Origin of the sequence: Streptomyces sp. JW3, assembly GCF_052216785.1 — a bacterium.
GTDB lineage: Bacteria > Actinomycetota > Actinomycetes > Streptomycetales > Streptomycetaceae > Streptomyces.
On the sequence record NZ_JBQOUX010000070.1, the window covers coordinates 1 to 25,908 of the forward strand.

Consider the following 25,908-nt stretch of genomic DNA (forward strand, 5'->3'; position numbering starts at 1 on the left):
GTGCCGGGCGCCGCCAGCCGGGCCGCCCCGTCGGTCAGCGCCCCGGCCACCGCCAGGTCGAGCAGGTCGGCGGCGGTGGCCAGCGGCGGCTGCGCCGCGGCGGCGGGGAAGCGGACGGTGCCGTCGACCGTGGGCCGGCGGTGCCCGGCGCGCAGCGCGGGCAGGTCGGCGAGGAGACGGGCCAGTCCGTCCAGGCCGTGGGTCTCGGCGGTGACGACGATGTCCCGGGTGGCGGCCACCGTGCCGAAGGGCAGGGCGGTGGTGAGCAGGACCCGGCCGGTCAGCAGCCGCAGTTCGCGCACGGAGACGGACAGGGGGTGGTCGGTCATGCTCGCTCCTCGCAGGGGGTGGCGGCGGCCGGGCGGGCGGGCAGTTCCCAGTCGGGGCCGGTGGCGTCGGGCAGGGTGTGCCGGGTGGGGGCGCCGTGGAACAGCAGCCCGAGGACGTTGCGGCCGGCCGAGTCGGCGGTCTTGTCCAGGCCGTGCACGGCCGAGTTCAGGAACCGCACGATGTGCACGGGCAGGAAGGCGTCGTCGGCGATGTTCATGTGCGGGCTGTGCAGCGCCGTGCCGGCCAGCCCCTGCACCCGGGTGACGGTGTCCCGGTGCTCGGGGTGGCGGACCCGGAAGGCGCCGACGCTCTCGCGCGGGTCGGCCGCGCGCAGGTCGCGGGCCAGCGCCTGCACCGCCCGGGGGACGTTGAGCTGCCAGTCCAGGCCCTCGGTCACCTCCTCCTTCGGGCCGCGGCGCGGCTCCTCTGCGGCGCGGGACTTGTACCAGACGTGGCGCAGCGCGCCGGGCGCGGTGAGGTCGGTGGCGAGCGCCCAGCCGTAGGCGTCCTCCAGGTGTTCCAGCAGGGCGGCCACGGATGCCTCGGGGCGTGCGGTGAGCGTCTCGTCCACCCGCTGCCGGTCGACCAGCGGGTCGGTCAGGTCGGGCACGCTGTCGATCAGTACGCCGGCCAGCGCCTCGACGGCCGCCTCGTCCAGCTCGGCGTGCCACGCGGTCCACAGCCGGGGCAGCGCGTCGGGCGCCGCCGGGTCGGGCAGGGTGTCCAGCATCTCCACCGCGCGCCGCAGGGAGACGGCGAGGCCGGAGGGTGAGCCGAAGACGCCGTAGCCGGTGGGGTCCTGCTCGTGGAAGCGGACGGTCCGCTCGGTCCGGTCCCGTATCGCGGCCAGGTGGGCGGTGCCCCGCCGGGCGTACAGCGCCTGGGTGAGGGCCTGTTCGCGCAGGGCGAGCCAGCGGTCGACCAGCCGGGGGTGGTTGTTGGTGAAGAACACCAGGCCGAGTGCGGAGGCGTTGCCGAGGCCCAGGCCGCGGCGCAGTTCCGGGTCGAGGCGCACGGCGCCCCGGTCGCGGTGGCGGGCGAGGTGTTCGGCGAGGTCGGCGGCGAACTCCCGCATCAGGTAGGCGGCGAGCATCTGGGCGTGCAGGGGGGCGGCGAGCGGATGGTGGCCGGGCAGCGCGGCGAAGGAGCGGGTGCCGAAGGTGCCGTTGCCGTCCAGGCCGGTGTTGCGCATCAGGTAGCCGACGTCCCACAGGCGGCGCGCGTCGGGCTGCCGGCCGGCCGCGAGGGCCTGAACGACGTGCTCGAACAGCCGCAGGCTGCGGTTGGAGCGGCACCACACCAGGGTGTGCGCGGTGGCCCGGCCGGCGTACAGCTTGGGCAGCTCCCGCCGGGTGTGCGCCAGGTCGGCCTCGTCGGCCACCCCGTCGAACAGGGCGCCGGTCATGTCCCAGTCGGTGCCGACGATCCGGCTGGTACGGCCCGCCAGTTTGGGCGCGAAGGAGAACGCCACGAAGTCGAACGGGCCGGACGGGGTGTGCACGCGGTAGCGGACCCGGCCGCGGGAGCCGGCGTCGACGTCGAACTCCAGGCACTCGACGCGCCAGCGCTGACCGGTCATCCGGTGCACCAGGGCGCGGCTCGCGCTGAGCCGGGTGGGCGGCAGCAGCGCGAGGCGCTCCGGACGCAGCAGCCGGACCGGGGGACGGGTGCGGGTCTCGGTGGGCGGGGCGAGCGGGGGCGCGGGTGTCGTCATGGGTCGGTGGGGGCCTTTCTGGGGCTTTCCAGTGGTACGGGGGAAGGGGCGGCGGGGCCGCTCAGGCACGCAGGCCGAAGGCGGTGCCGTCCAGCCGGAGCAACGGCTCGATGCGGTGGGTCAGCGGCCGCAGGACGGCCAGCGCGCCGGCGGAGGTGATGCGGTCGCGCGGCCCGTGCACGCTGAGCGCGGCGACGGCCCGGCCGTCCTCCCGGCACAGCGGCACCGCGAGGGCGGCGACCCCGTCCTCGGCGTCGTCGGTCGAGGTCGCCCAGCCGGTGGACCGGATGAGCGCGAGGTCGTCGGCCGGCGGCAGCGGTACGCCGTCCCGGGTCAGCCCGGCGACGGTCTCCTCGTCGGCCAGCGCGCACAGCAGCCGGCCGGTGGCGCTGCTGCGCAGTTCGAGGCGGTCGCCCAGGAGCAGGGTGGCGTGCAGCGCCCGGCCGGGCTCGGCGCGCTGCACCACGCGGGCGGTGTCGGCGTCCAGGACGGCGACGCTCACCACCTCGCCGCAGGCCCGGGCGGCCTCGGCGAGCAGCGGGGCGGTGCGTTCGCCGACGCCGGCCTGGCGCAGCGCGGTGTGCCCGAGGTGTGCCGGGCGCAGCGTCAACCGGTAGGAGCCGTCCGGGAGTTGTTCCATCCAGCCACCGGCCTCCAGCGTCACCAGGTGCCGGTGCACCTCGCCGCGCGAGGCACCGACCGCGCGGGCCAGCGAGGAGACCCGGACCGGTTCGTCGAGACCGGCGAGGAAGTCCAGGAGCGCCAGTGCCTTCAGCACGGTGCTCAGCGGGCGGGTCGAGCGGGGCGAGGAGGAGTCCTCACCACCGCTTGTCACTATATGCATGACACTGTCCTTCTCTGAGAGACGCCGGAACTGTAGGTGTCCGTTCCGGGCGCCACAAGAGACCTGTTGTTAATTTCTGGTCTCGTGCGGGGACAGCTGACCGGCTCGTACCGTTCACGGCGGTCCGTGATCGAGTAGGACGTCCGGGTGCGGCGAAGGGGGCGGAGCGTGTTCGCGTGGCTGTTTCTCTGGCTGGTGCTGCTGGGCTGGCTGACCGCCGGGGTGGTGGGGCACGTACGGTGGCGGCGCCTGCGCCGTCCCGCGCGGCACCGCCGCTGGTGGGTGGCGGGGGCGGGTCTGGTCGTCCTGGGGTACGCCCACGCCCTGGCCTACGGCCTCGCGCTGACCCGGCCGGCGGAGATCTGCGGGCAGCGCACCCTGGACGACGACTTTCCGCTCCGGCACGCCCGTGCCGACGTGTTCCCGCCCGATCTGTCCTGCTACTGGTCGGACTCGCTGGGGTACGGGCCGAGCCATCCCACGGCCGCCGGCACATGGGTGATGTGGTGGGGCGCGGCGCTCCTGGTGGCCGGGACGGTGGCCCGGGTGACCGCCCTGCCGTCCCGGGCGCCGCGCTGGGCCAGGGCCGGGCTGGTGCTGACGCCCGCGGTGGCCGCCGTCCTGTGGCTCACCCAGGTGGCGCCGCTGATGCGGATGTCCGCCGTCGATCCCGGCAACGAGTGCTTCCGGTGGCAGGTGGCGCACCTGCACTCGGCGCCGTCCGGTGAGGTCGTGGCGACCGACCGGGGTCTGCTGCCGGTGGCCGTGGACTGCGTCTTCACCGACGGCACGGCGAGTCTCATCCCCCTCACCTCCGTCGGCCTGTGGTCGTGCTGCGCCGCGTTCCTCGGCTGCTGCGCGGCGCTGCGGCCGCTGAGGTCCCCGGTGGCCCCGGGCCGGTGAACCGGGCCCGGGGCCGCGGTGACGCCGATGCCATGCCGTCGAGGGACAGCCGCTGCCCGGCACACACCCTCCCGCCCGGTCCTCCCGGTGCCGCCCCGCCCCGAGCCCCCGGCCAGGACCAGGGCACCGCGACCAGAACGGCACGCCGGTCACACCCGCAGGGGCGTCTTCCCCGCGTCCGGCACCGGGACGTGCTCCAGTGTGGTCAGGCTGGGGTGGCCGGCGAGTTCGGCGTCGGTCAGGAAGCGGGCCAGGACATCGCTGAAGTCCTTGGGCCGCTCCAGGTGGACCACGTGTCCGCTGCCCTTCATGGTGGTGAACACCGCGCCGGGGATGCTCTCGGCGACCGCGCGGGCCCGCTGCGGCGGACACAGCCGGTCGTGCTCCCCGCTCACGCACAGCGCCCGCACCCCGCGGATGCCCTCCGGGTGGTCGAAGGGGTGGCGCAGCAGGCGGTCGTTGGCGGCGGCGTAGCGCTCCACGTCGTGCGGGTCGGCGGCCTCCAGGACCCGGCGCAGCACCTCGGCCGCGCTGTGCGGATGCGCGTCCAGGCACTCCGGGCGCCGGCACACCAGCAGGTCGACCGCGCGCCGCGCGAACTCGGCCATGTCGCCGGTGCGCAGCAGCCGGCTCATCGCCTCCACCGTGGCCCGCGCGTCCCCCGGCAGCGACGGGGTGGCGCCGACCAGCGCCAGCCGGGCCACCCGGTCGGCGTTGCGGTGCGCGTAGCGGTAGGCGATGGCGGTGCCGTAGGACACGGCGATGATGTTGACGCGTTCCAGGGCGAGTTCGTCCAGCAGGTGGCCCAGCGCGTCGCCCATGAAGTCGAAGCCGTACTCGGCGGGCAGGTCGTCCGCCGTGCCCAGTCCGGGCAGTTCCACGTTCACCAGGGTCGCGGCCCGCGCCCACGGCCGCTCGGAGCGGCGGTTGGAATGCATGGTCTGGTACGCGCCGCCCAGCACCACGACCGGTTCCGTCCGGGCGGCCGGCTGTTCCACGACCCGGCAGCCGAAACGGAACCCTTCGAAGACGCTCTGATGGATGAACTCCACAACTACTCCCGCACCTGGTCGTCACGCTTTACCGGCGGTCAACGAGCCGGGCCCGTCCCGGTCACTGCGCGGGAACAGCGGTGCGAACACCTGCGCGGTACGTCCGGCGGGGAGCGGCTCGCGGTCAGCCGCCGTGCACGGTGAGCCGGTAGCCCTCGGGGCCGGTGAAGGTGAACATCGGGCCGAACGGGCTGTCCTGGAGCGGGCCGACGTCCGCCGTGTCCGCCGCCACCAGCCGCTCGCGCAGCGCGCCCGCGTCCGGGGTGCGCAGCCACAGCGCGACGCCCAGGCCGGGGCGGGCGTCGCCGGTGAGGTCGACGCCCGGCAGCGGCTCGCGGACGGCGAACGGGACCGGGCTGGTGGTGAACACGACCGCGCCGGGCGGGGAGGCGGGGGCCCGGCGCAGCCCGAGGCGCTCCTCGAAGAACGCGGCCGCGGCGGGCACGTCGCGCACCTGGAGGGCGATGAAGTCGGGACCTTCGACGGAGACGGACATGATTTCCCCTTGTTGATGTCAGGACTTTGACATCAGTGACTTTAGGCAGCCCGCCGCCCTATGTCAAAATGCTGACATGGAAGAGCGCGTACCCGTCCCCCCGCCCCATCCGGCCCAGGACGTGACCGAACACGTGGGCTACCGCCTCAAGCGCGCCGCCGCCGCCCTGCGCGGCGCCATGGACCGGGCGCTGCGCGAGCACGACCTCACCGTGCCGCAGTACTCCTGCCTGGAACTCCTCGACGAGCAGCCGGGCCTGTCCAACGCCGCGCTGGCCCGCGGCACCTTCGTCACCCGGCAGTCGGCCAACGTCGTGCTGCGCGGCCTGGAGGACGCCGGTCTCATCGTCCGGGCCGCCCACGCCGAACACGGCCGGGCCCTGCCCGTCCACCTCACCCCGGCCGGGCGACAGCGCCTGCACGCCGCCCGCGGCGCCGTCTACGCCATCGAGACCCGCATGATCGAAGCCGTCCCCGCGGAGCGCCTCCCGGCCCTCCTCGCCGACCTCGACACCATGGCGGCGGCGCTCGACGCCTGAGCCGGGTCCGAGGTGCGCCCGGGGCGGACCACCCGGATGCTGGGGGAGTGTCGGCCGCGGTGCTCCCGCCGTGGTCCCCCACCGCCACCGGAACGGACGGGAACGGCTCATGGACAAGGCGCGTCTGGTCGAAGCGGCCTGTGCGGGCACCGCCGGACACGGCGGCGAACGGCCGCTGGCGCCGGAGGAGGTCGGCCGGGTGTTCGACGCCGTCTTCGGCACCGTGGAACGGCCCGGCGCCATCGCCCGAGCCCTGCGCGGCGGCGAGACGGTGTCCCTGGGCAGCTTCGGCGGCTTCCACAGCGAGGACGGCACCGCGGCCTTCCGGCCGGGCACCGCCCTCACCGAGTATCTGCGGGACCGGGTGCGCTGACCCGGCGTGGGCCGGCCGATCCGGCCGTACGCTACGGCCGGTCGGCGTATCCGCCGCCGGCCCCCCGTGCCCGGTCGGCCGGCCGGCGCGTCCCGGTCCCGGCCTCCCACAGGCACCAGGTGGACCACAGCAGCAGCACCAGGAAGGCGGCGAGCAGGGCCAGCAGCAGGACCGTCTGGCGCGCCGACCCGTCGCCGGTGACCATGCCGAGGAGCAGGCAGAAGGACCAGGCGGCCACCCCGCCCGTGTACACGGCCCTGAGCTGTCGCAGCTGCGTCACCGAACCCATCGTCACCCTTTTGGCCGTCCCGTCACCCGTCGCCCACCCGGTACCCCCTGCCGCGCGTTCTACAACGTGCGCTCCAGCCGGTCCGTCATCAGTTTGACGAAGCGGGCGGGCTCCTTGGGCTGGCCGCCCTCGGCGAGCACCGCGAGGCCGTGCAGCAGTTCGGCGGTCTCCACCAGCGCCGTACGGTCCGTACGCTCGGTGTACGCCTCGTTCAGGCCCTTGACGAGCACGTGGTCCGGGTTGAGCTCCAGGATGCGCTTGGTCTCGGGCACCTCCTGGCCCATCGCCCGGTACATCTGCTCCAGCGCCGGGGTCATCTCGTTCGCGTCGGAGACCACGCAGGCCGGGGAGACGGTGAGCCGGGACGACAGGCGAACGTCCTTGACCTCGTCGCCGAGCTGCTCCTTCAGCCAGCCGAGCAGGTCCGCGTAGTCGGCGCTCTGCTGCTCGCGCTCCTGCTCGGACTTGCCGTCCGTGTCCGCGCCCAGGTCGATGTCGCCCTTGGCGACGGACTTCAGCGGCTTGCCCTCGTACTCCCCGACCGCGTCGGCCCACACCTCGTCGACCGGGTCGGTGAGCAGCAGCACCTCGATGCCGCGGTCCCGGAACGCCTCCATGTGCGGGGAGTTCTCGATGCTCTGCCGGGACTCGCCGGTCAGGTAGTAGACCGCGTCCTGGCCGTCCTTCATCCGCTCCACGTACGACTTGAGCGTGACCGGCTCCTCGGCGGAGGCGGTGCTGGCGAAGGAGGCGACGGCGAGGATGGCGTCCCGGTTGTCGGAGTCGGTGACCAGCCCCTCCTTCAGCACCGGCCCGAACTCCCGCCAGAACCTGGCGTACTCGTCCGGCGAGCCGGTCATCAGCTCCTTCACCGAGGAGAGGACCTTCTTGGTCAGCCGGCGCTGCATCAGCTGGATGTGCCGGTCCTGCTGGAGGATCTCGCGGGAGACGTTGAGCGACAGGTCCGCCGCGTCCACCACACCCTTGACAAAGCGCAGGTAGGGCGGCAGCAGCGCCTCGCAGTCGTCCATGATGAAGACGCGCTTGACGTAGAGCTGCACTCCGCGCCGGTAGTTCTGGGTGAACAGGTCGTGCGGGGCGTGGGAGGGGAGGAACAGCAGCGCCTGGTACTCGAAGGTGCCCTCGGCCTGGAGCCGGATGGTCTTCAGCGGTTCGCGCCAGTCGTGGCTGATGTGCTTGTAGAGCTCGTGGTACTCGTCCTCGGACACCTCGTCCCGCGAGCGGGCCCACAGCGCCTTCATCGAGTTCAGCGTCTCCGGCTCGGGCACCGAGCCGTCCTCGCCGGCCTCCGGCACCATCCGCACCGGCCAGGTGATGAAGTCCGAGTAGCGCTTGACGATCTCGCGGATCTTCCAGGCGGAGGTGTAGTCGTGCAGCGCGTCCTCGGAGTCGGCCGGCTTGAGGTGCAGGGTGACCGAGGTGCCCTGCGGCGCGTCGTCGACCGTGTCCAGGGTGTACGTGCCCTCGCCGCGCGAGGACCAGCGGGTGCCCTTGTCCTCGCCGGCCCGCCGGGTCACCAGGGTCATCTCGTCGGCCACCATGAACCCGGAGTAGAAGCCCACCCCGAACCGGCCGATCAGCCCGTCCGCGCTGGTCTCCTCCTTCGCCTCGCGCAGCTCCTGGAGGAACTTGGCGGTGCCCGAGTTGGCGATCGTGCCGATCAGCTCGCCGACCTCGTCGTACGACATCCCGATGCCGTTGTCCCGCACCGTGAGGGTGCGGGCCGCCTTGTCGGTCTCGATCTCGATGTGCAGGTCGGACACGTCGGCGCCGAGTGCATCGTCGCGCAGCGCCTCCAGGCGGAGTTTGTCCAGCGCGTCGGAGGCGTTGGAGACGATCTCGCGCAGGAAGACGTCTTTGTTCGAGTAGACCGAGTGGATCATCAGCTGCAACAGCTGACGGGCTTCTACCTGGAACTCAAACGTTGCGGCCGGCATGGTTGCTGTGCACCTCACAGGTCACTGCTGTCGAAGACTGACGGAGACACTGTAAAACAGCCGGTCATGCCGTACGCACGATTGTCCTCAGGCGGCCATCGGCCGCGGCACCGCGCGTACCGGGGCGGCCGGGGTGCGCGCCGGCGCGGCCGGCAGCCGGGTGGGCCGTGCCGGGGCGCCGGCCGGGCGGACCCGGTACGTCGTCTTGCCGGGGTCCACCAGTGGTCCGTCCAGCGCGATCCGGGCGCCGGCGTACAGCTCCTCGCAGACCGCGGTCGGCAGGGCGACGTAGCAGCCGCCCCGCTTGGTGCGGGAGTCGTACGGCTGCCAGTAGCCGTAGCGGCGGCGGCCGCCGGTGTGCACGGTGACGAAGACCGGGGTGCGCGGGTCGGCGATGACGCGGAGCACCCCGGCGCTGTCCGCCTCGAACGGCACGGCGGGGTAGGGGGCGTCGGGCCGGTAGCTGGGGGTGGCGACCCGCAGGGTGCCCTGGTGCCTGACCGGGAAGCGGCCCGCCGCCCGGCCGCCGCGCACCGGCGCACCGGTATGGTCCGTCGCCGCGCGCGGGGCGGGCTGCGTGACGGTCGGGGCCTGGGCGTGGACGGAAGACATCAGCGGGCGCCTTTCACGGGCAGGAACGCAAGATCACCTGCCCAATCCAATCAGATGTTGATCTCATTTACCCAACTTTCCGTCCGCCGTGTCGCGTTGATCGCGCCGCGGGCCCCGTACCGCTCCCTCGGTGCTCTCGCGCAGCACCAGCCGGTGGGCCACGACCAGGTCCCGGGGCGAGCGGACGCCGGCCGCCGGGGCGTCCTGCGGGGCCGGGTCCGCGGCCTCGTCCATCCGGTCCCGCAGCAGTTCGACGGCGATCCTGGCGACCGCCGCCTTGTCCGGGGAGACGGTGCTCAGTGTCGGCGTGCTGAACCGTCCGCCCTCCACGTCGTCGAAGCCGATCACGGCCACGTCCTCGGGCACCCGCAGCCCGTACTCGTACAGGGTGCGCAACGCGCCCAGCGCCAACTGGTCGTTGAGGCAGAGCAGCGCGTCGGGGCGGGCGCCCGCGTCCAGCGCCCGGGCCACCGCCGCGGCGCCGTCCGGCATCCGGAAGGACGGCACGGGCAGCAGCGCGGCCGGGTCGAACGGGAGGCCCGCCGCGGTGAGGGCGGCGCGGTAGCCGCGGGTGCGGGCCTCGGCGGTGCCCAGGCCCGCGTCGTCCCGGCCGCCGACCGCCCAGATCGCCCGGCGGCCGAGGCCGATGAGGTGCTCGGTCGCCTGCCGGGCGGCCGCCACGTTGTCGATGGCGACGTGGTCCGCGCCCTCCTCCAGCAGTTCGCCGAGCAGCACGGTCGGCGGCGCGCCCGCGCGGTCCCGCAGATCGTCGGCGGTCAGCGCGAGCGGGCTGAGGATGACCCCGTCCACGAAGGTGGAGCCGAATCCGGCCAGCGCCGCCAGTTCGTGGTCGCGGTCCGCGCCGCTCTGGTGGATCAGCACGGTCAGCGAGCGCCGCTCGGCCTCGCGGATGACGTGCCGGGCCAGTTCGGCGAAGTAGGGCACGTCGAGTTCGGGGACGACCAGGGCGATGATGCCGGTGCGGCCCTTGCGCAGATGGCGGCCGGCCAGGTTCACCTTGTAGCCGAGGTGGTCGATGGCCTCCTGGACCACCCGCCGGGTCCGGTCCGAGACATGGACGTAGTCGTTGATCACGTTGGACACCGTCTTCTCGGACACCCCCGCGTGCCGGGCCACGTCCTTGATCCTGGGCCGTACCACCGCGAACCTCCCGTCCCCTCGTGAGCCCCGAGTGTAGATCGCGGCAGGCCGGCGACCGGCGGGCGGTCGCCCGTCCGCTTCTGCGCTCCGGAACGGCTCCCTGGATACCATCCGCCGCAGACTCTTTACAGCCAATGTACATCGATGTAAAAACTAGCCACCGCACCGCGTCAGCCGGTGCGCGCCCCGCCTGCCGGTCCCGGCGGGAGCCACGCGTCCCGTGGTCCCCGCCGGCCGGTACGCGTGTCCGGCCGTCGAAAGGTCAATGATGACTGCGCGATCCCCTGTCCCCGCACCGCCTCCGGCGTCCTTGGCCCCGGCCCACGGCCTGACCCGTCGCCGTCTGCTGGGCGCCGGCCTGGCCGGGGCGGGCACGCTGCTCGCGGCGGGCTCGCTGTCCGGCTGCGCCTCCCCCGCCGCGGCCTCCGGCGCCTTGGCGCTGAGCGTCTGGGACCTGTTCCAGGGCGGTGACGGCCTGCTGATGGACGACATGATCAAGGCCGTGTCCGAGGCGTCCCGGGGCTTCGACGTGGACCGGACGATCCTGGACTGGGGGCCGTCCTACTACACCAAGCTGGCCATGTCGGCCGCCGGCGGCCGGGCCTGTGACGTGGCGGTGCTGCACCTGTCCCGGCTGGCCGGATACGCCCCCGGCGGTCTGCTCGACCCCTTCGACCTGGACGTGCTGGCCGAGTTCGGGGTCACCGAGCGGGACTTCACACCGGCGGTGTGGGCCCGGACCAAGCACGCCGGCACCGTGTACGCGGTACCGCTGGACGTGCACCCCTTCATCGTCTTCTACGACAAGGAGGCCGCGGACAAGGCCGGACTGCTGGACTCCTCGGGCGAACTCGCCCCGATGGGTTCCCCCGAGGCGATGCTGGACGCGGGCAAGGCGCTGGCCGCGGCGACCGGCCAGGCCGGCATCGTGTTCGGGCACGTCAACGACACCGCGCAGAACTGGCGGCTGTTCGCCGCCCTGTACGCCCAGACCGGCGCCGCCTTCACGCTCCCGGACGGCGGCCCGCCGAAGATCGACGTCGACGCCGCGGTCCGGGTCGTGTCGTTCCTCCAGCAGTTGTTCGACGGGCAGACGAACCCCAACGACCTGGACTACTACGCCGGTCTGACCATGTTCACCGGCCGGCGCGGCGGCCTGGCCATGCTCGGCGAGTGGGAGCTGCCGACGCTGAAGCAGGCCGGATTCCCGCTCGGCGCCGCGCCCTTCCCGCAGGTGTTCGACCAGCCGGCCGTCTACACCGACAGCCACAGCTTCGTCCTGCCGCACCAGGACGACCCGGACCCGGCCCGGCGGCGCGAGGCGCACCGGTACGTCGCGGCGATCATCAAGCAGAGCCTGACCTGGGCGAGCGCCGGTCACATCCCCGCGTACCAGCCCGTGCTGGCCGAGCCGGAGTACGCCGCCCTGAAGCCGCAGTCCTCCTACGCGGACGCCGGGAAGGTCGCGGTGCTCGATCCGCCGAACTGGTTCACCGGGGCCGCCTCCAACTTCCAGATCCGGATGTGCCAGCCGCTCCAGTCGGCGCTGCTGGGTGAGCTCACCGCCGAGAAGGCGGTGCGGCAGATGGTCAGCGCGGCGGACGCGCTGCTGAAGCAGCCCGACCCGGTGGCCTGACCGAGCAGAAGGAGTGATCTCCGTGACCACCACCGCACCCCCTGGCACCGACCCACGCACCGGCCTGGACCCCCATGACCCGGCGGGCCCGCGCCGCACCGGCCGCCGGCGCGGCCTCGGCCCGGCCGGCTCCGGCCTGCTCTTCGTCCTGCCGTTCCTGCTGCTGTTCGCGCTCTTCCTGGTCTGGCCGCTGGTCCAGGGCCTGTGGATGAGTTTCACCGACTCCTCGCTGGCGCTGCGCGACACGTCCTTCGTCGGCTTCGACAACTACGCCGAGGCGTTCGGCGACCCGGACATGTGGAGCAGCCTCGGCAACACCGTCTTCTTCACCGTCGTCTCCAGTGTGCCGCTGGTGCTGATCGCGCTGGCGATGGCCCTGCTGGTGCACAGCGGGATCGCCGGCCAGTGGGTGTGGCGGCTGGCGTTCTTCGCCCCCTACCTACTGCCGGTGACCGTGGTGACGCTGATCTGGAGCTGGCTGTACCAGCCGGATCTGGGCTTCGCCAACCAACTGCTGGACACCCTCGGCCTGGAACCGGTCGGCTGGCTGTCCGACGAGTCGGTCGCGATGTGGGCGATCGCCGCCCTCACCGTGTGGTGGACGGTCGGCTTCAACTTCCTGCTCTACCTGTCCGCCCTCCAGTCCCTGCCGACGACCTTCGACGAGGCGGCGGCGCTGGACGGCGCCGGGGCGTGGCGCCGGCTGTGGTCCATCACCCTGCCGCAACTGCGGCGCACCACCGCACTGGTGGCCATGCTCCAGGTGCTGGCCTCGCTGAAGGTGTTCGACCAGATCTACATCATGACCAAGGGCGGGCCCAACGGGTCGACCCGGCCCGTCCTGGAGTACGTGTACGACGTCGGCTTCACCGGCTACCGGCTCGGTTACGCCTCGGCGGTCTCGTACCTCTTCTTCGCGATGGTCGTCGTCGTCTCGCTCGTGCAGCTCCGCCTCTTCCGCCAGGAGGACTGACCGTGTCCGCTACCGCAACGCCCCTTCGTCCGCGGCGCCCCCGGGAGGCGGCCGGTGCGCCGCTGCTGCTCGGCCACGGCCGGCTGCCCCGCGTCCTGGCCTCGACCGCGCTGGTCGTCCTGGCGGCCATCTGGCTGCTGCCGTTCGTCTGGGCGATCGCCACCTCCGTGCAGAGCGAACAGGACGTCTCCCAGCCCGGCCTGTCCCCGTTCAAGGGCGCCTTCACGCTGGACGCGTACCGGCAGATCCTGGAGCGCGGGAACGTGCCGGTGTGGGCGTTCAACAGCTTCCTGATCGCCGGCCTGGTCACCGTCATCACGGTGGCCCTCTCCACGCTCGCCGCCTACGGCTTCTCCCGCGGCCGGTTCCGCGGGCGCCGGGCGCTGCTCGCCGTGACGGTGGCCGCCATCATGATCCCGCCGCAGCTGCTGATCGTGCCGCTGTTCCAGCAGATGCTGCTGTTCAACTTGGTGGACACCTACGCGGCGGTCATCCTGCCGCAGGTGGTGGCGCCCATGATGGTGTTCATCCTCAAGCGGTTCTTCGACGGCATCCCCCGGGAGCTGGAGGAGGCGGCCCGGATCGACGGCGCTTCCGAGTTCCGGGTCTTCTGGTCCGTGGTGCTGCCGCTGTCCCGGCCGATCGTGGCCGCCGTGGCGATCTTCGTCTTCATCGGCGCCTGGAACAACTTCATGTGGCCGTTCATCGTGACCAACGACTCGGACCTGATGACCCTCCCGGTCGGGCTGGCCACCGTGCGCGACTCGCACGGCGTCCAGTACGTGCCGGGCATGGCCTCCGCGCTGCTGGCCGCGCTGCCGCTGATCGTGGTGTTCCTGTTCTTCCAGCGCCGCATCGTCAACTCCGTGGCCACCACCGGCCTCGGCGGTTCCTGACTCCCCTTTCTCCCCCTGCTTTCCCCCTGCTTTCCCCCTGCTTTCTCCTCTGCTTTCTCCTCTGCCCCCTCGATTCACTGGAGCATGTGTGCCCACCCCCTCCGTACCGCGCCCGGAGTACCCGCGACCGCAGTTCACGCGCCGCGACTGGCTCAATCTGAACGGCGCCTGGCAGTTCGAGACCGACCGGGGGGACAGCGGCCTGGAACGCGGTCTGCTCGGGCGGGAGCTGCGGGACGAGATCCTGGTGCCCTTCCCGCCCGAGTCCGAGCTGTCGGGCATCGGTGACACCGACTTCCTGCACGCCGTCTGGTACCGGCGGGCGCTGACCCTGCCGGCGGACTGGGCCGGACGCCGGGTGCTGCTGCACTTCGGCGCGGTGGACCACGACACCACGGTGTGGGCGAACGGCACCGAGGTCGCCCGGCACCGCGGCGGCTTCACGCCGTTCACCGCCGACCTCGGCGACCTCGCCGGCGCGGGCGAGGAGGTCGTGATCACCGTCCGGGCCCGCGACCCCAGGTCCGGGCCACAGGCCCGCGGCAAGCAGGCCGTGCAGTACGCCAACCACGACTGCAACTACACCCGGGTGACCGGCATCTGGCAGACCGTGTGGCTGGAGCCGGTCCCCGAGACGCATCTGCGCCGCCCCCGGATCACCCCCGACCTCGCGGGCAGCGCCTTCCATCTGGAGCTGCCGCTGTCCGGCAACCGGCCCGGCCACCGGGTGCGGGCCGTGCTGAGCGACGGCGACGGCGAGGTGAGCCGCGCCGAGGCCCGCGCCGACCTGGATCTCGCGCCGCGGCTGCACCTGCCGGTGCCGGCGGACCGGCGCCGCGCGTGGGGCCCGGCCGACCCGCACCTGTACGGGCTGCGGCTCGAACTCCTCGACGCCGACGGGGAGGTCGTCGACAGCGCGGAGAGCTACGCCGGTCTGCGCGCCGTCGGGCTGCGCGGCAAGGCCGTCCTGCTCAACGGCCGCCCGGTCTTCCAGCGCCTCGTCCTCGACCAGGGCTGGTATCCGGACGGCCTGATGACCGCGCCGACCGACCAGGCACTGGTCCGGGACATCGAGCTGGCCCTGGCGGCCGGTTTCAACGGGGCCCGGCTGCACCAGAAGGTCTTCGAGGAGCGCTTCCTCTACCACGCCGACCGGCTCGGCTACCTGGTCTGGGGCGAGTTCGGCGACTGGGGCTGCGAAGTCGGCGGTTCCTCGGGCGACAACCAGAAACCCGACGCCTCCTACGTCGCCCAGTGGCTGGAGGCGCTGGAGCGCGACTACTCGCACCCCTCGATCATCGGCTGGTGCCCGCTGAACGAGACGTACCAGAAGCTGCACGACCGCATCACCCAGCTCGACGACGTGACGCGGGCGATGTTCCTGGCCACCAAGGCGATGGACGCCACCCGGCCGGTGATCGACGCGTCCGGTTACGCGCACCGGGTGACCGAGACCGACATCTACGACTCGCACAGCTACGAGCAGGACCCGGCCGCCTTCCGGCAGCAGCTGTCCGGGCTGGCGCAGGACGAGCCGTACGTCAACGCCTATGAGAACGGCGCCGCCTACTCGGTGCCCTACGCGGGTCAGCCGTACTTCGTCAGCGAGTTCGGCGGCATCTGGTGGGACCCCGAGGCGGCGGCCGAACTGTCCGGCGAGGACCGTACCCAGTCCTGGGGTTACGGCGAGCGGGTCCGGGACGAGGACGAGTTCCACGCCCGGTTCAGCGGCCTCACCGAGGTGCTGCTGACCGACCCGAACATGTTCGGCTACTGCTACACCCAGTTGACGGACGTCTTCCAGGAGCAGAACGGCGTCTACCGCTTCGACCGCTCCGCCAAGCTCGACGTGGCCCGGGTGCGGGCCGCGCAGCTGCGGCCGGCCGCCATCGAGGAACAGGGGTAACGAGAGCCAGGCGGGGGTGGGCGGGGGCCGCGGCCGCCGCCCGCCCCCTCACCTCACACCCGCTCCAGCCGCCAGACCTGCGGCTGGAGCCCGTTGCACGTCCACTGCTGGACGTTGGCGCCCGCGGTGCGCGAGCCCTGGGCCACGTCCAGGCACTGCCCGCTGGAGCGGACGGCCAGCCGGTAGTAGCCCCGGCCGACGTTCTCCAGCTTCCAGTCCTGGGCGGCGGCCGCGTTGCAGTACCACTGGCGGACGTTGGCGCCCGCGGTGGCGGAGCCGTTCTCCACGTCCAGGCAGTAGCCGCTGTTGCGGCCGGTGAGCGTGTAGTACCCGGCGGTGCGGGCCGTGACGGTCCAGTTCTGCGGGCCGAGGCCGTTGCAGGTCCACTGCTGGACGTTGCCGCCGGCCGTGCGGGAGTCGGCGGCCACGTCCAGGCACTGCGCGCTGTTCGCGTTGACCAGCCGGTACACCGCCCCGTCGGTCACTCCGGCGGCGTCCCCGGTGCCGGTGACGGAGCCGGTGGCGTAGTACGGCTTGCACACCGTGCCGTCGAAGTCGGTGGCGATCTGGAGGACGGTGCGGCCGTCGGCCGAGGGCAGCAGCGGGGAGCTGTAGTTCTGGCAGTAGTTGATCTGCGGGTCGGGGACGTTGACCGGCGCCTCGATCTCGTACCAGGGGCCGCTGCCGTTCTCGGTGTTGGCGAGGATGGTGCGGCCGCTCTCGGCGGCGACGCTGCCGTCCTTGTTGAGCAGGCGCTGGCCGATCAGCAGCAGCCGGCCGTTGGCGCCGCCGCTGGGGTCCGGGGCCCAGGCGATGGTCGGGGTGGCGCGGAAGTACTTGCCGTCGACCGTCTCGGGGCGGATGCCGAGGTCGGTGACGGTGCCCCAGTTCCAGCCGTCGGCGGAGGTGCGGTAGTGCACCACGCACTGGTACTGGCCGCCGGGGGTGCAGATCTCGTAGCTCATGAAGTAGGTGCCGTTCGGCAGCTTGCGCACCACCGGCATGCCGGGCCGGTCGGTCGCCAGCGAGCTGGCGACGGTGTCGTGCCGGCCCTGCCAGGTGACGCCGTCGTAGCTGCGTACGGCGACGAGCTTCTGGCTGTGCGCGGCGTCCGTCTCGTCGGAGTAGTGGCAGACCAGGGCGCCGTCCGAGGCGATGGAGAACTCCGGTTCCCACAGGCCGCCGGTGCCGGTGGCCACCGCGCAGGAGGACAGGTAGGACCAGGTGCGGCCGACGTCGTCGCTGCGCCAGATCCGCAGGGCCATCCGGCGGTCGGTCTCGTCCTGGCCGGCCGAGGAGGCCCAGAGCAGGGTGCCGGCCGGCAGCGATCCGACCTGCTGGGGCAGTTCGAACAGGGTGGTGCAGCAGAGCCCCTGGCCGGAGGCGGACTCGGCGTCGGCGACCCGGCCGACCTCGCGGAAGGTCGCGCCGTTGTCGGTGCTCTCGTGGATGGCGCCGATGCCGTTGTCGCCGTCGAAGGTGACGACACTGGCGAGGACGCGTCCGTTGGCGGCGCCGTTGTGGGCGAGCCGGACGGCGCGCGGGTACAGGCCCGTGCCGTCGCGCAGCGGGGTGCCGGTGGCCGCGGCGGAGACGGCGTCCGTCGCGGCGGAGGAGGAGGCGGCGGAGGCAGCGGCGGCGGGAGCCGCGTCGGCCGGTGCGGCGAGGGCCAGGCTCAGCAGGGCGGTGAGGGCGAGCAGTACGGCGTGCGGGCGGCCGTTTCTGAGGGCGCGGAACAGGCGGAGCATAGGGGTGTTCTCCTTTCCTGCGAGCTTCCGCAGAGCGTGGGAGGGCGCTGGGGAAGCGGAATCCGCGCCAGGCTAGAGCCGGATGTACATCGATGTAAACAGCCGTGCACGAGCGGGTCCGCCTGCTCGTGCGGGCGGGCCGAAGTGCTCACCTGGCGTCCGCCAGGCGGACCCGGTGGTGCGCGTCGTCGGTCAGGAAGGCGGCCAGTGCCCGGCCCTCTTCGACGACGTCGGCGCGCTCGGCGGGGGTGAGGGATCTGAGCGGGGTGACGACCAGGGTGCCGGGTTCCGCGGTCCAGGTGGCGCCGACCCGGCCGTCGACCAGGACCGCCCGCCCGCCGGCGACCGACAGGCCGCGGTGCGCGTCGTCGATGATCCGGGTGCGGTCGTGGTAGCCGAGGATCGCGTTGTCGAAGGCGGGCAGGAATCTGACGGGCGCGGGGGTGCCGGGGTCGGGGCGGGGCGCGTCGGGGAGGTCGAGCAGTTCGCGTCCGCGTTCGTCGCGGAAGGTGACGAGTTCGTCCCGTACGGCCTTGACGGCGGCGGGCAGCCCGGTCAGCCCGCACCACGAGCGCAGGTCAGCGGAGGAGGCGGGTCCGTACGCGGCGAGGTAGCGGCGGACCAGGGTGCGGCCCACGGGGTCGGAGCCGTCGGCGGGCAGCGGGGCGGGGTGCTGTCCCAGCCAGGTGGCGAGCGGCAGGTTGCGGACGCCCGCCCTGGTCCGCCACAGTCCGCGCGGGGGCAGTTGGACCATGGGGACGAGGGCGGCGACGAGCAGTTCGCCGAGCACCCGGCGGGGCGCGGCGGGGCGGCGGACGTCGAGGGCGTCGACGAGTTCGGCCATGGTGCGGGGCCGGCCGTCGGCCATGACCGCCCGCCCGGCCGCCGCGACCTCTTCCAGGTCGAGGCCGGCGAGTTCGGCGCGATAGGTGGTCACGACCCGTTGTCGCAGCATGGTGTCGTGCCGGGCCCGCCAGGCCAGCGCGTCGGCGGCGGCCATGAGGTGGACGGTGCGGCGCATCAGGTGAGTGCGTACGGCCTGCCGGCCGGTCAGCAGGGCGTCCAGCTCGGCCGGCCGGAAATCCCGGGCCCGGGACCACAGGCCGGTGAAGGGTTCCTGCGGTTCCTGGGCCTGCATGCCGCACAGGTGGGTGATGACGTCGAGGGCCGGGGCGGTGGTGCGGTCGAGGAGGAACTGCCTCGCGAGGGTGGCTCGTCCGAGGGCGCGGGTGTCGAGGACGGTCGTCATGGTGTCAGGCCGCGGCCCGTTCCCCGGCCGGGCGGCGGCGCGGGTCGGGGCGGGTGACGGCGGGCGGGACCCGGGACACGTCGATCGGGCCCGGGTCGGTGCCGGGCGGGACGATCTCGGGAGCCGCCGCCGCGGTTGGGGCCCTCCCCCGTCCGACCGTTGACCTTGGTGGCCAGCACCACGTCGTCGCGCCGGCCCCTGAGCGCCTTGCCGACGATGTCCTCGTTCTCGCTGCAGCCGTGGACGTCGGCGGTGTCGATGAAGTTGATCCCGGCGTCCAGCCCCCGGTGCACTGTCCGGGCGCAGTCCTCGTGGTCGGGGTTGCCCAGCCTGCCGAACATCATGGTGGCCAGACAGTAGGCGCTGACCTGGATGCCGGTCCGGCCCAGCTCACGCATGCGCACAGCGGTGTTCCTTCCGGTTCGCGGTGGGGGGGGGCGGGGCGGGGTGCGGCCGTCGTTTCGGTCCGCACCCCGCCGGTGGAAAGGGGGAGGTCAGCCGTGGTACGGGGCGGCGACGTCCAGCACCCAGACGACGCCGAAGCCGTCCTTGAGCATGCCGTAGAGCGGTGCCCAGGAGGAGGGCGCCAGCGGCTGCACGACGCTCGCGCCGGCGGACAGCTTCTCCCACAGGCCGGTGATCTCCTCGGCGTCGTCGCCGCGCACCGAGACGAAGACCGGGTTCTCACCCGGGTGGTAGGGCAGCGCGGAGGGCACGTCGTACGCCATGACGTGGAAGCCGTTGTCGGCGGTCACCTGGCCCCACATCACCCAGTCGGCCTCGTCCTGGTTCGGCACGGCGCCGGTGTCCTCGTAGGTCACGGCGACCACCTGCCCGCCGAAGACGGAGTGGTAGAAGTCGAGCGCGGCACGGGCCTCGCCCCGGAAGTTCAGGTGGGTGGTGGTCTTGATGGACATGGAGGCTCCTAGCCTGCGGTTGCTTGAGGGGAACACCCGGTCGGCCACGGTCCTGCTGGGACCCCGGCCGGCGTCGGTGACCTCACCCTCGCAGGGGTAGCGGACAGGGAGTGTCCGCTACCCGGGGCAGGATGGGAACCATGCCGAAGACCTCCGCCCGACTGCTCGCGCTGCTCTCGCTGCTTCAGACCCGCCGGGACTGGCCGGGGGCGGAACTGGCCGGCCGGCTCGACGTGAGCGCGCGCACGGTCCGCCGGGACGTGGACCGGCTGCGCGAACTCGGCTACCCCGTCACGGCGGTCAAGGGGCCCGACGGCGGCTACCGGCTCGAGGCCGGTTCGCAGGTGCCGCCGCTGCTGTTCGACGACGAGCAGGCGGTGGCCCTCGCGGTGGCCCTCCAGACGGCCACCGCGACCGGGGCCGGTATCGGTGCGGCCGCGGCCCGCGCCCTGGTCACGCTGCGGCAGGTGCTGCCGGCCCGGCTGCGGCACCGGATCGCCCTGCTCCAGGTGACCGAGGTGGCACCGCCCGGCGCCGGCCCGGTCCAGGCGGACAGCCGGGTGCTGATGGAGATCGGCGCCGCCGTCCACGCCCGTGCGGAGCTGCGCTTCGACTACGCCCCCGCGGGCCCGCCGGCCGGCGCCCCGGCAGGCCGCCGGGTGCAGCCGCACCACCTGGTCACCTGGCGGGGCCGGTGGTACCTGCTCGGCTGGGATCTCGACCGCGACGACTGGCGCACCTTCCGCGCGGACCGGGTCTCGCCGCGCACTCCCACCGGCCCCCGCTTCACCCCGCGCGAGGTGCCGGGCGGCGATGTGGCCGCCTTCGTCGCCGGACGGTTCCGCGGCTTTGACGGTCCGGCCGACTGGCCCTGCCGGGGCGAGGCGGTGCTGGACGTGCCGGCCGCCTCCGTCGCTCCCTACGTGCGGGACGGACTGGTGGAGGAACTCGGCCCCGGCCGCTGCCGGGTGGTGCTCGGCTCCTGGTCGTGGATCGGGCTGGCCTCGGCGCTGGGCCGGTTCGACACCTCGCCGCACGACGTCCGGCCCGCCGAACTCCGGGCCGCGTTCGCCGTGCTGGCCCGGCGCTGCGCCGCCGCGGCCACCGGGGAGGCGGACGCGACGGCCGTGGCCGACCGGTAGCCCGGCCGTCGCCTCGCGGCGATGTCAGTGGTGCCTGCCAGACTCGGTCGGACCTCGGCGGACCGCCGGGGCTTTGGACCGGAAGGCGGACCATGAGCGACCCGGCAGTCCCCCAGCACCACTCGCCCCGTTGGGCCACCGACACCCGCCCCGCGCTGCCCTCCGTCGGCACCGAGCGCGAGACGCTCGGCGCGTTCCTGGACTGGCACCGGGCGACGTTCGAGCAGAAGTGCTCCGGTCTGTCCGCCGAGCAGCTGTCCACCCGGGCGGTGCCCCCGTCCACCATGTCGCTGCACGGTCTGGTGCGGCACCTGGCCGGTGTCGAACGCTGGTGGTTCCGCCAGCAGTTCGCCGGTGAGGACGTCCCCATCCTGAACTACTCCGACGACGACCCCGACCAGGACTTCGAGCGGCTGGACGGCGACCCCGAGGCGGCCTTCGCCGTCTGGCACGCGGAATGTGAGAGAGCCCGAGCGATCGTCGCCGCGGCGGCCACGCTGGACGCGACGGGAACCCGCCGCAGCACCGGCGAGCCGGTGTCGCTGCGACGGATCCTGGTGGACATGATCGCCGAGTACGCCCGGCACAACGGCCACGCCGACCTGCTGCGCGAACGCCTGGACGGGGCGGTCGGGATGTGACGTGGTCAGCAGTACGGGGGCTGGTTGCCGAGCGCCGCCGCGACCCGCATCCACACGCCGAAGAGCCGGTACAGACCGGGCAGCGCGCCCCGTGCCCGGACCGTCCGGTCGTCCACGGAGGTCACCCCGGGGATGCCCAGGAGGGTGGCGGCCACGGCGGTCGACTGCCAGCGGACGGTGAGGGTGGCCGGGTCCGGTACCGGCGGCGTGGTCACCCGCGGCGCGCAGAGGCCGGCCGCGACTGCCTCCTCGATGGCCGCGCGCGCCTCCCGCGGCGGACGCAGTTCGGCCGCGAACCGGCCTCGGGCGTACTTGACGGCCACGGTCGACACGGAGGCGTCCCACTCCGTGGTCTCCGCGCAGGCGCGGTCGTCCCCGGTGAGCACCGCCAGCGGGACGCCGACCGCCGCCGCGGTGGCGTGCGCCAGCCCGATCTCCCCCACGGGCCGGCCGTCGAGCCACATGTCCTCGATCTCATGGCCCATGAAGCTGTGGCTCAGCACACCGGGCGCGCCGGCCTTCGAGTGATAGCCGACGCAGACCATGGCGTCGTGCTCGGCGGTGAGCCCTTCGAGCATCCCCATGGTCTTGGGCTTACCCCGGACCAGCCGGACGGCCGGGTGCAGCGCCTCCGGAAGGAGGTTGCGCATCGGACCGTGCGCGTCGTTGACGAGGACGTCGGTGGCGCCTGCCCGAAGGGCGCCCCGGACAGCGGCGTTGACGTCCTCCGCCATCAGCAGTCGTCCCCGTTCGTAGTCCCGACCGGTGGGCTGGACATCGTCGGCGTCGACCAGCCCCGTGATGCCCTCCATGTCCGCGCTGATGAAGATCTTCATGCCGCGTACGGACGCGGATCGGCCGACCGCGGTTCCCGATGGGGGCTGCGCGAAAGGGCAGTGGGATTTGCCCCGGTGGCGGTTATGGGGAGGCTTCCGGAAGGTGGTCGGGAAGTGGTTCCGTAATTTACTCGGTGTCAAAAAGAACGGTGCTGCGGCACTGTCGGGAGCCTATTTCCGGGCCTCCCGGGCTGCGTCATCACCGGACGGTCATAGTTCGCCGCAAGTCGTTCACACGCAATCATTCGGCGTCCTTGTCGGCCATGTGACGGCTGGTAATGTGCCCGCCGTTCCACCCCCGCAGAACGATGTACCCGATCCTTGGATTTCACTTTATGACTGGTACGCCAGACGAAACCCCCACAAGCACCTTCGCCCCCGGCGGACGCCGCCGGCACCGCAAGGCAAGAGTGAGCCGGGTCGGCGCGCGCCGCGCCCTCGTGCTCGCGATGGCCGTGCCGGTGGCCTCCGCGACGCTGGCCGGCACCTCGGCCTTCGCCGCCGGCGACAGCACCGCGACGGCCACGCAGGGCGTCTCGGTCGACGGTCTCGACGCCGACGACGCGCAGTTGGTCAAGAACCTGACCGCGCGGGTCGCCGACGACCGCCTGGGCTCCGACGTCAGCGGCGTGGTCCTGGACGCCGACTCGGACACCGCCCTGTGGGACCACAACGGCTCCACCGCGCTGATGCCCGCCTCCAACGCCAAGCTGGCCACGGCCACCACCGCCCTGACCCTGCTGGGCGCGAACCACGAGTTCACCACGAAGGTCGTCTACGGCGACGGCACCCTCACCCTCGTCGGCGGCGGCGACCGCACCCTCACCAGCGACGATCTCGCCGAGATGGCGAAGACGGCGGTCGACGGCCTCAAGGCCGCGGGGCTGACCGGTGTCAAGGTCCGGGTGGACGACAGCCTGTTCGCCGAGCCGACCCTCGCCAACGGCTGGAACGAGGGCTACTACCCCACCGAGGTGACGCCGGTGCGTTCCCTGGTGGTCGACGGCGCCGCCGTCCAGGACACGGCGATCGACGCCGGCGAGGTCTTCGCCAAGCAGCTCGCCGCCAACGGCATCACCGTCGACGGCGAGGTCAGCCGCGCGACGGCGAAGCAGTCCGACGTGCCGGTGGCGCAGCACAAGTCGGCGCCGCTGTCGGCCATCGTCAAGCAGATGCTGAAGACCAGCGACAACAACATCGCCGAGACCCTGCTGCGGATGACCGCCGTGGAGCTGGGCAGGCCCGCCACCTTCGAGGGCGGCGTCGAGCTGGTCCGCCAGGTGCTCAGCTCGTACGGCATCTCGCTGGACAACTTCGAGATGTACGACGGCAGCGGCCTCTCCCGGGCCGACCGCATACCGGCCGCCACCCTCGCGCAGCTCCTCGACGCGATCACCGAGTCCCCCGCCCTCGGCTCGATCCTGGACGGTCTGCCGGTGGCCGGCGAGGCCGGCTCCAGCCTCGGCCCGGAGTGGGGCCGCTTCGACGACGCGAACTCCGAGTGCGCCGTCGGCAAGGTACAGGCCAAGACCGGCACCCTCACCGGGGCCATCGCGCTCAGCGGCGTGACCCGGACCGACGACGGCGAGTGGCGGATCTTCTCCTTCATCGAGAACAACTCCACCGCCGACCCGGCCGACATCAAGGACGCGATGGACGGCCTCGCCGCCACCGTGAACGGCTGCTGGGCCTGAGCCGGCCCCCACCGCACGGTCCGTCCGCGCGTCGCCCACCGGCGGCGCGCGGACGCGTGAACCCGAGACCCCCGCCCGCTCGTTGACTCCTGCGACAGCTCTCCACCCACCCGAGTGTCTGAGGAGTTTCGGTGAAGGATCTCGCGGAGTCGACCGAGTCGATGGAGCAGCTCGCCACAGTCTGGCGGGCCATGGTCCTCGACCGCGCCCCGGGGGCAGACGTACGTGACCTGCCGGGCATCGCCGTCCGCTGGGCGGACTGCCGGTTCGCGTTCTGGAACTGCGTCACGCTGACCGAGGCGGGGGCCGGCCCGGCGCTGGCGGCCCGGCGGCTGGCCGGGGCCGCGGAGATCATGCGGTCCAAGCGGCACCCCGGTTTCCTCTGGCTCTTCGAGGACCTGCTGGACGACGGGGCCCGCGGCTGCCTCGACGACGCGGCCGGGCGGGCCGGGCTCCGGCTGGCCTTCCCCGGCACCGGCATGGCCGGGGACCTGCTCCCGGTGCCCGACCCGGTCCATCCCGACCTGACCTTCGTGCGGGTCCGCTCCGACGACCAGCTCACGGCGTACGCGGACCTCAACTCCCGCGCGTACGGCTTCGACCTGGCCGAGGGCCGCGACGGCCTGGCCGGCAGCACGCTGTGGAAGAACGAGGTGTACGCCTATCTCGGCCTGCGCGACGGCGTCCCGGTGTCGTGCGCCGGGACCGTGGCGGCGGACGGCCGGCTCTTCGTCGCGCTGGTCGCCACGGACCCCGGGTGGCAGCGGCGGGGCTACGGCGAGGCCGTCACCCGCAAGGCGCTGCACGAGGGCGCCCGGGCCACCGGACTGACCCGGGCGACCCTGCACGCCACGGAGGCCGGCGCGCCCGTGTACCCGCGCATCGGCTTCCGCCCGAATTCGCGCATCCGCTTCTACGGGCTGGACGGCTGACGGCTCAGCGGGCGGCGGGGGCGACGCGGGTGACGCGGTCCTCGCCGCCCGGTCCGGAGGCCGACTTGTCCAGGACGTAGGCGGTGCCGTCGGGGCGCACCTGGACGTGGTTGGGGAGGGCCCCGGTGGCGATGGTCCGCAGGACCGTTCCCGGCCTCGGGGCGACGACGGAGACGGTGCCGGCCAGCCGGTTGACGACCAGCACCCGGCCGGAACGAGGGTCGGTGGCCACGGACTTGGCGCCCTCGCCGGTGCGGACCGTCCGGGTGACGGCGCCCTCGCGCAGATCGACGGCCGACATGGTGCCCGCGCCCTGGTCGGCGGTGTAGGCGGTGCGGCCGTCGGCGGACAGCACGACGGAGAGCGGGCCGTCGCCGGTGGGGATGAGCCGCGCGATGGCGGAGCCCGGCGCGACGCGGAGGATGCGGTCGTGGGTGAAGTCGGCGGCGTGCACGGCTCCGGTCCGCTCGTCCACCGCCAGCCCGGTCGGGCCGGCCCCGGCCACGGTGACCCGCCGGACCTCCCGGTACGTACGGCTGTCGAAGGCGACGACCGAGCCGGTGCCGTAGGCCGTCGCCCACACCAGGTCGCGCCGCTCGTCCACGACGACCTCGCGGGCGTGCGCGACGCCGGGCACGGTGGCCAGGTGCCGGCCGGTGCGCTGGCTGTAGACGGCGACGCTGTCGTTGCGGGTGTTGGTGACCCACACGGTGTTGTGCTCGTCGTCGACGTCGATGCCGTAGACCGCCTCGATGGTGCCGTCGGCGGCGTCGAGCGGGGCGTCGTAGGCGGCCTGCACCGCCAGGGTGTCCGGGTCGATCCGCAGCAGCCGGGACCGGGTGACCGCCGCCGGGGGCTGGCCCACCGACGCCGTCGCCCACAGCACGTCGTTGCGCTCCGAGTAGGCGGACTGGTAGAGGCCCGGGGCGAGCGGTGCCGAGGTGACGGACGGGGCGGGCGTGGCCGCCGCGGTGACCGGCGGTACGAGAGCGCCGACCACCGCGAGGGCCAGGGCGCTCGCGGTGGTCAGCGGGGCACGGCGGTTGAGGGCAGGCATCGGTGCGGTCT

At 73.1% G+C, this 25,908-nt stretch carries 25 protein-coding genes and 1 pseudogene; 11 read left to right on the forward strand and 15 right to left on the reverse strand.

All coding sequences use genetic code 11. The annotated features are described in order from the left end of the window. From ACTT8P_RS25310 to ACTT8P_RS25320, 3 genes are all read right to left on the reverse strand, one after another. Window positions 1-329: hypothetical protein (locus ACTT8P_RS25310; RefSeq protein ID WP_442834040.1), on the reverse strand; the 329-nt coding region annotated here is incomplete at its 3' end. Further along, window positions 326-2,044 carry a hypothetical protein gene (locus ACTT8P_RS25315; protein ID WP_442834041.1) on the reverse strand — a complete coding sequence of 573 codons (1,719 nt, stop codon included), beginning with the start codon at window positions 2,042-2,044 and terminating at the stop codon, window positions 326-328. The genes ACTT8P_RS25310 and ACTT8P_RS25315, both read right to left, overlap by 4 nt. Window positions 2,045-2,105: 61 nt before the next feature. After that, a complete protein-coding gene (locus ACTT8P_RS25320) occupies window positions 2,106-2,888 on the reverse strand; it encodes an IclR family transcriptional regulator (protein WP_442834042.1) in 783 nt (260 codons plus the stop codon). Window positions 2,889-3,056: 168 nt separating this feature from the next. On the opposite strand from ACTT8P_RS25320, the gene ACTT8P_RS25325 reads away from it, so the two are divergent. Further along, window positions 3,057-3,791, forward strand: a complete 735-nt coding sequence (locus ACTT8P_RS25325) for a hypothetical protein (protein WP_442834043.1) — start codon at window positions 3,057-3,059, stop codon at window positions 3,789-3,791. Between the two features lie 149 nt (window positions 3,792-3,940). Here the strand turns inward: ACTT8P_RS25325 and ACTT8P_RS25330 are convergent, their stop codons facing one another. Both ACTT8P_RS25330 and ACTT8P_RS25335 read right to left on the reverse strand, forming a co-directional pair. Next, on the reverse strand, window positions 3,941-4,843 hold the full coding sequence (locus tag ACTT8P_RS25330; RefSeq protein ID WP_442834044.1) for an alpha/beta fold hydrolase: 903 nt from the start codon (window positions 4,841-4,843) through the stop codon (window positions 3,941-3,943). A gap of 124 nt (window positions 4,844-4,967) precedes the next feature. Next, window positions 4,968-5,339, reverse strand: coding sequence for a VOC family protein (locus ACTT8P_RS25335; protein ID WP_442834045.1), 372 nt, complete (start codon window positions 5,337-5,339; stop codon window positions 4,968-4,970). A 76-nt stretch (window positions 5,340-5,415) separates the two neighbouring features. Here ACTT8P_RS25335 and ACTT8P_RS25340 point away from each other — a divergent pair, with 76 nt between their 5' ends. Then, window positions 5,416-5,877, forward strand: coding sequence for a MarR family winged helix-turn-helix transcriptional regulator (locus tag ACTT8P_RS25340; protein WP_442834046.1), 462 nt, complete (start codon window positions 5,416-5,418; stop codon window positions 5,875-5,877). Window positions 5,878-5,986: 109 nt separating this feature from the next. Next, on the forward strand, window positions 5,987-6,250 hold the full coding sequence (locus ACTT8P_RS25345) for an HU family DNA-binding protein (RefSeq protein WP_442834047.1): 264 nt from the start codon (window positions 5,987-5,989) through the stop codon (window positions 6,248-6,250). Between the two features lie 31 nt (window positions 6,251-6,281). Here the strand turns inward: ACTT8P_RS25345 and ACTT8P_RS25350 are convergent, their stop codons facing one another. The 4 genes from ACTT8P_RS25350 to ACTT8P_RS25365 all read right to left on the reverse strand — a co-directional run bounded on the left by ACTT8P_RS25350 (window position 6,282) and on the right by ACTT8P_RS25365 (window position 10,270). Beyond that, window positions 6,282-6,530 (reverse strand): hypothetical protein, encoded by a 249-nt coding sequence (locus ACTT8P_RS25350; RefSeq protein ID WP_442834048.1) that lies wholly within the window; start codon window positions 6,528-6,530, stop codon window positions 6,282-6,284. 68 nt (window positions 6,531-6,598) lie between these two features. Next, the gene (gene htpG / locus ACTT8P_RS25355) at window positions 6,599-8,497 is read right to left on the reverse strand and encodes a molecular chaperone HtpG (RefSeq protein ID WP_442834049.1); all 1,899 of its coding nucleotides are present in this window, start codon (window positions 8,495-8,497) and stop codon (window positions 6,599-6,601) included. Window positions 8,498-8,584: 87 nt separating this feature from the next. Continuing rightward, window positions 8,585-9,109 carry a hypothetical protein gene (locus tag ACTT8P_RS25360; RefSeq protein ID WP_442834050.1) on the reverse strand — a complete coding sequence of 175 codons (525 nt, stop codon included), beginning with the start codon at window positions 9,107-9,109 and terminating at the stop codon, window positions 8,585-8,587. A gap of 63 nt (window positions 9,110-9,172) precedes the next feature. Next, on the reverse strand, window positions 9,173-10,270 hold the full coding sequence (locus tag ACTT8P_RS25365; protein WP_442834051.1) for a LacI family DNA-binding transcriptional regulator: 1,098 nt from the start codon (window positions 10,268-10,270) through the stop codon (window positions 9,173-9,175). A gap of 268 nt (window positions 10,271-10,538) precedes the next feature. Between ACTT8P_RS25365 and ACTT8P_RS25370 the strand changes: the two genes are divergently transcribed. The 4 genes from ACTT8P_RS25370 (at window position 10,539) to ACTT8P_RS25385 (ending at window position 15,681) form a co-directional block, all read left to right on the forward strand. Then, complete coding sequence (locus ACTT8P_RS25370; protein ID WP_442834052.1) at window positions 10,539-11,906, forward strand: extracellular solute-binding protein; 1,368 nt, start codon at window positions 10,539-10,541, stop codon at window positions 11,904-11,906. A gap of 22 nt (window positions 11,907-11,928) precedes the next feature. Next, entirely contained in the window at window positions 11,929-12,879 is a 951-nt protein-coding gene (locus ACTT8P_RS25375) for a carbohydrate ABC transporter permease (RefSeq protein WP_442834053.1), read from the forward strand. Between the two features lie 2 nt (window positions 12,880-12,881). Beyond that, entirely contained in the window at window positions 12,882-13,775 is an 894-nt protein-coding gene (locus tag ACTT8P_RS25380) for a carbohydrate ABC transporter permease (RefSeq protein ID WP_442834054.1), read from the forward strand. Window positions 13,776-13,863: 88 nt separating this feature from the next. Continuing rightward, window positions 13,864-15,681 carry a glycoside hydrolase family 2 protein gene (locus ACTT8P_RS25385; RefSeq protein ID WP_442834055.1) on the forward strand — a complete coding sequence of 606 codons (1,818 nt, stop codon included), beginning with the start codon at window positions 13,864-13,866 and terminating at the stop codon, window positions 15,679-15,681. A gap of 53 nt (window positions 15,682-15,734) precedes the next feature. On the opposite strand, the gene ACTT8P_RS25390 is transcribed toward ACTT8P_RS25385, so the two are convergent. The 4 genes and pseudogenes from ACTT8P_RS25390 to ACTT8P_RS25405 all read right to left on the reverse strand — a co-directional run bounded on the left by ACTT8P_RS25390 (window position 15,735) and on the right by ACTT8P_RS25405 (window position 19,595). After that, a complete protein-coding gene (locus ACTT8P_RS25390; RefSeq protein ID WP_442834056.1) occupies window positions 15,735-17,429 on the reverse strand; it encodes an RICIN domain-containing protein in 1,695 nt (564 codons plus the stop codon). Between the two features lie 148 nt (window positions 17,430-17,577). Then, window positions 17,578-18,678, reverse strand: a complete 1,101-nt coding sequence (locus ACTT8P_RS25395) for a winged helix DNA-binding domain-containing protein (protein ID WP_442834057.1) — start codon at window positions 18,676-18,678, stop codon at window positions 17,578-17,580. 116 nt (window positions 18,679-18,794) lie between these two features. Beyond that, window positions 18,795-19,082: pseudogene (locus tag ACTT8P_RS25400) on the reverse strand (aldo/keto reductase); the annotation flags it as partial. A 90-nt stretch (window positions 19,083-19,172) separates the two neighbouring features. Further along, on the reverse strand, window positions 19,173-19,595 hold the full coding sequence (locus ACTT8P_RS25405) for a VOC family protein (protein ID WP_442834058.1): 423 nt from the start codon (window positions 19,593-19,595) through the stop codon (window positions 19,173-19,175). A 140-nt stretch (window positions 19,596-19,735) separates the two neighbouring features. Here ACTT8P_RS25405 and ACTT8P_RS25410 point away from each other — a divergent pair, with 140 nt between their 5' ends. Further along, window positions 19,736-20,737 carry a helix-turn-helix transcriptional regulator gene (locus ACTT8P_RS25410; protein ID WP_442834059.1) on the forward strand — a complete coding sequence of 334 codons (1,002 nt, stop codon included), beginning with the start codon at window positions 19,736-19,738 and terminating at the stop codon, window positions 20,735-20,737. A gap of 92 nt (window positions 20,738-20,829) precedes the next feature. Beyond that, entirely contained in the window at window positions 20,830-21,378 is a 549-nt protein-coding gene (locus ACTT8P_RS25415) for a DinB family protein (protein ID WP_442834060.1), read from the forward strand. Window positions 21,379-21,383: 5 nt separating this feature from the next. Here the strand turns inward: ACTT8P_RS25415 and ACTT8P_RS25420 are convergent, their stop codons facing one another. Beyond that, a complete protein-coding gene (locus ACTT8P_RS25420) occupies window positions 21,384-22,214 on the reverse strand; it encodes a M55 family metallopeptidase (protein WP_442834061.1) in 831 nt (276 codons plus the stop codon). Between the two features lie 335 nt (window positions 22,215-22,549). Here ACTT8P_RS25420 and dacB point away from each other — a divergent pair, with 335 nt between their 5' ends. Together dacB and ACTT8P_RS25430 are read left to right on the forward strand one after the other, a co-directional pair. After that, window positions 22,550-23,908, forward strand: a complete 1,359-nt coding sequence (dacB, locus tag ACTT8P_RS25425; protein ID WP_442834062.1) for a D-alanyl-D-alanine carboxypeptidase/D-alanyl-D-alanine endopeptidase — start codon at window positions 22,550-22,552, stop codon at window positions 23,906-23,908. A 131-nt stretch (window positions 23,909-24,039) separates the two neighbouring features. Then, entirely contained in the window at window positions 24,040-24,840 is an 801-nt protein-coding gene (locus tag ACTT8P_RS25430) for a GNAT family N-acetyltransferase (RefSeq protein ID WP_442834063.1), read from the forward strand. A gap of 4 nt (window positions 24,841-24,844) precedes the next feature. On the opposite strand, the gene ACTT8P_RS25435 is transcribed toward ACTT8P_RS25430, so the two are convergent. After that, window positions 24,845-25,897 carry a YncE family protein gene (locus ACTT8P_RS25435; RefSeq protein ID WP_442834064.1) on the reverse strand — a complete coding sequence of 351 codons (1,053 nt, stop codon included), beginning with the start codon at window positions 25,895-25,897 and terminating at the stop codon, window positions 24,845-24,847. Between the last annotated feature and the right edge of the window lie 11 nt (window positions 25,898-25,908).

What these genes read in the sequence shown, in the direction of transcription:
- ACTT8P_RS25335 (WP_442834045.1), bottom strand. Translation starts at nt 5,339, where the DNA reads ATGTCCGTCTCCGTCGAAGGTCCCGACTTCATCGCCCTCCAGGTGCGC.
- ACTT8P_RS25405 (WP_442834058.1), bottom strand. Translation starts at nt 19,595, where the DNA reads ATGTCCATCAAGACCACCACCCACCTGAACTTCCGGGGCGAGGCCCGT.
- ACTT8P_RS25360 (WP_442834050.1), bottom strand. Translation starts at nt 9,109, where the DNA reads ATGTCTTCCGTCCACGCCCAGGCCCCGACCGTCACGCAGCCCGCCCCG.
- htpG (WP_442834049.1), bottom strand. Translation starts at nt 8,497, where the DNA reads ATGCCGGCCGCAACGTTTGAGTTCCAGGTAGAAGCCCGTCAGCTGTTG.
- ACTT8P_RS25315 (WP_442834041.1), bottom strand. Translation starts at nt 2,044, where the DNA reads ATGACGACACCCGCGCCCCCGCTCGCCCCGCCCACCGAGACCCGCACC.
- ACTT8P_RS25340 (WP_442834046.1), top strand. Translation starts at nt 5,416, where the DNA reads ATGGAAGAGCGCGTACCCGTCCCCCCGCCCCATCCGGCCCAGGACGTG.
- ACTT8P_RS25370 (WP_442834052.1), top strand. Translation starts at nt 10,539, where the DNA reads ATGACTGCGCGATCCCCTGTCCCCGCACCGCCTCCGGCGTCCTTGGCC.
- ACTT8P_RS25420 (WP_442834061.1), bottom strand. Translation starts at nt 22,214, where the DNA reads ATGAAGATCTTCATCAGCGCGGACATGGAGGGCATCACGGGGCTGGTC.
- dacB (WP_442834062.1), top strand. Translation starts at nt 22,550, where the DNA reads ATGACTGGTACGCCAGACGAAACCCCCACAAGCACCTTCGCCCCCGGC.
- ACTT8P_RS25320 (WP_442834042.1), bottom strand. Translation starts at nt 2,888, where the DNA reads ATGCATATAGTGACAAGCGGTGGTGAGGACTCCTCCTCGCCCCGCTCG.
- ACTT8P_RS25415 (WP_442834060.1), top strand. Translation starts at nt 20,830, where the DNA reads ATGAGCGACCCGGCAGTCCCCCAGCACCACTCGCCCCGTTGGGCCACC.
- ACTT8P_RS25345 (WP_442834047.1), top strand. Translation starts at nt 5,987, where the DNA reads ATGGACAAGGCGCGTCTGGTCGAAGCGGCCTGTGCGGGCACCGCCGGA.
- ACTT8P_RS25410 (WP_442834059.1), top strand. Translation starts at nt 19,736, where the DNA reads ATGCCGAAGACCTCCGCCCGACTGCTCGCGCTGCTCTCGCTGCTTCAG.
- ACTT8P_RS25395 (WP_442834057.1), bottom strand. Translation starts at nt 18,678, where the DNA reads ATGACGACCGTCCTCGACACCCGCGCCCTCGGACGAGCCACCCTCGCG.
- ACTT8P_RS25390 (WP_442834056.1), bottom strand. Translation starts at nt 17,429, where the DNA reads ATGCTCCGCCTGTTCCGCGCCCTCAGAAACGGCCGCCCGCACGCCGTA.
- ACTT8P_RS25435 (WP_442834064.1), bottom strand. Translation starts at nt 25,897, where the DNA reads ATGCCTGCCCTCAACCGCCGTGCCCCGCTGACCACCGCGAGCGCCCTG.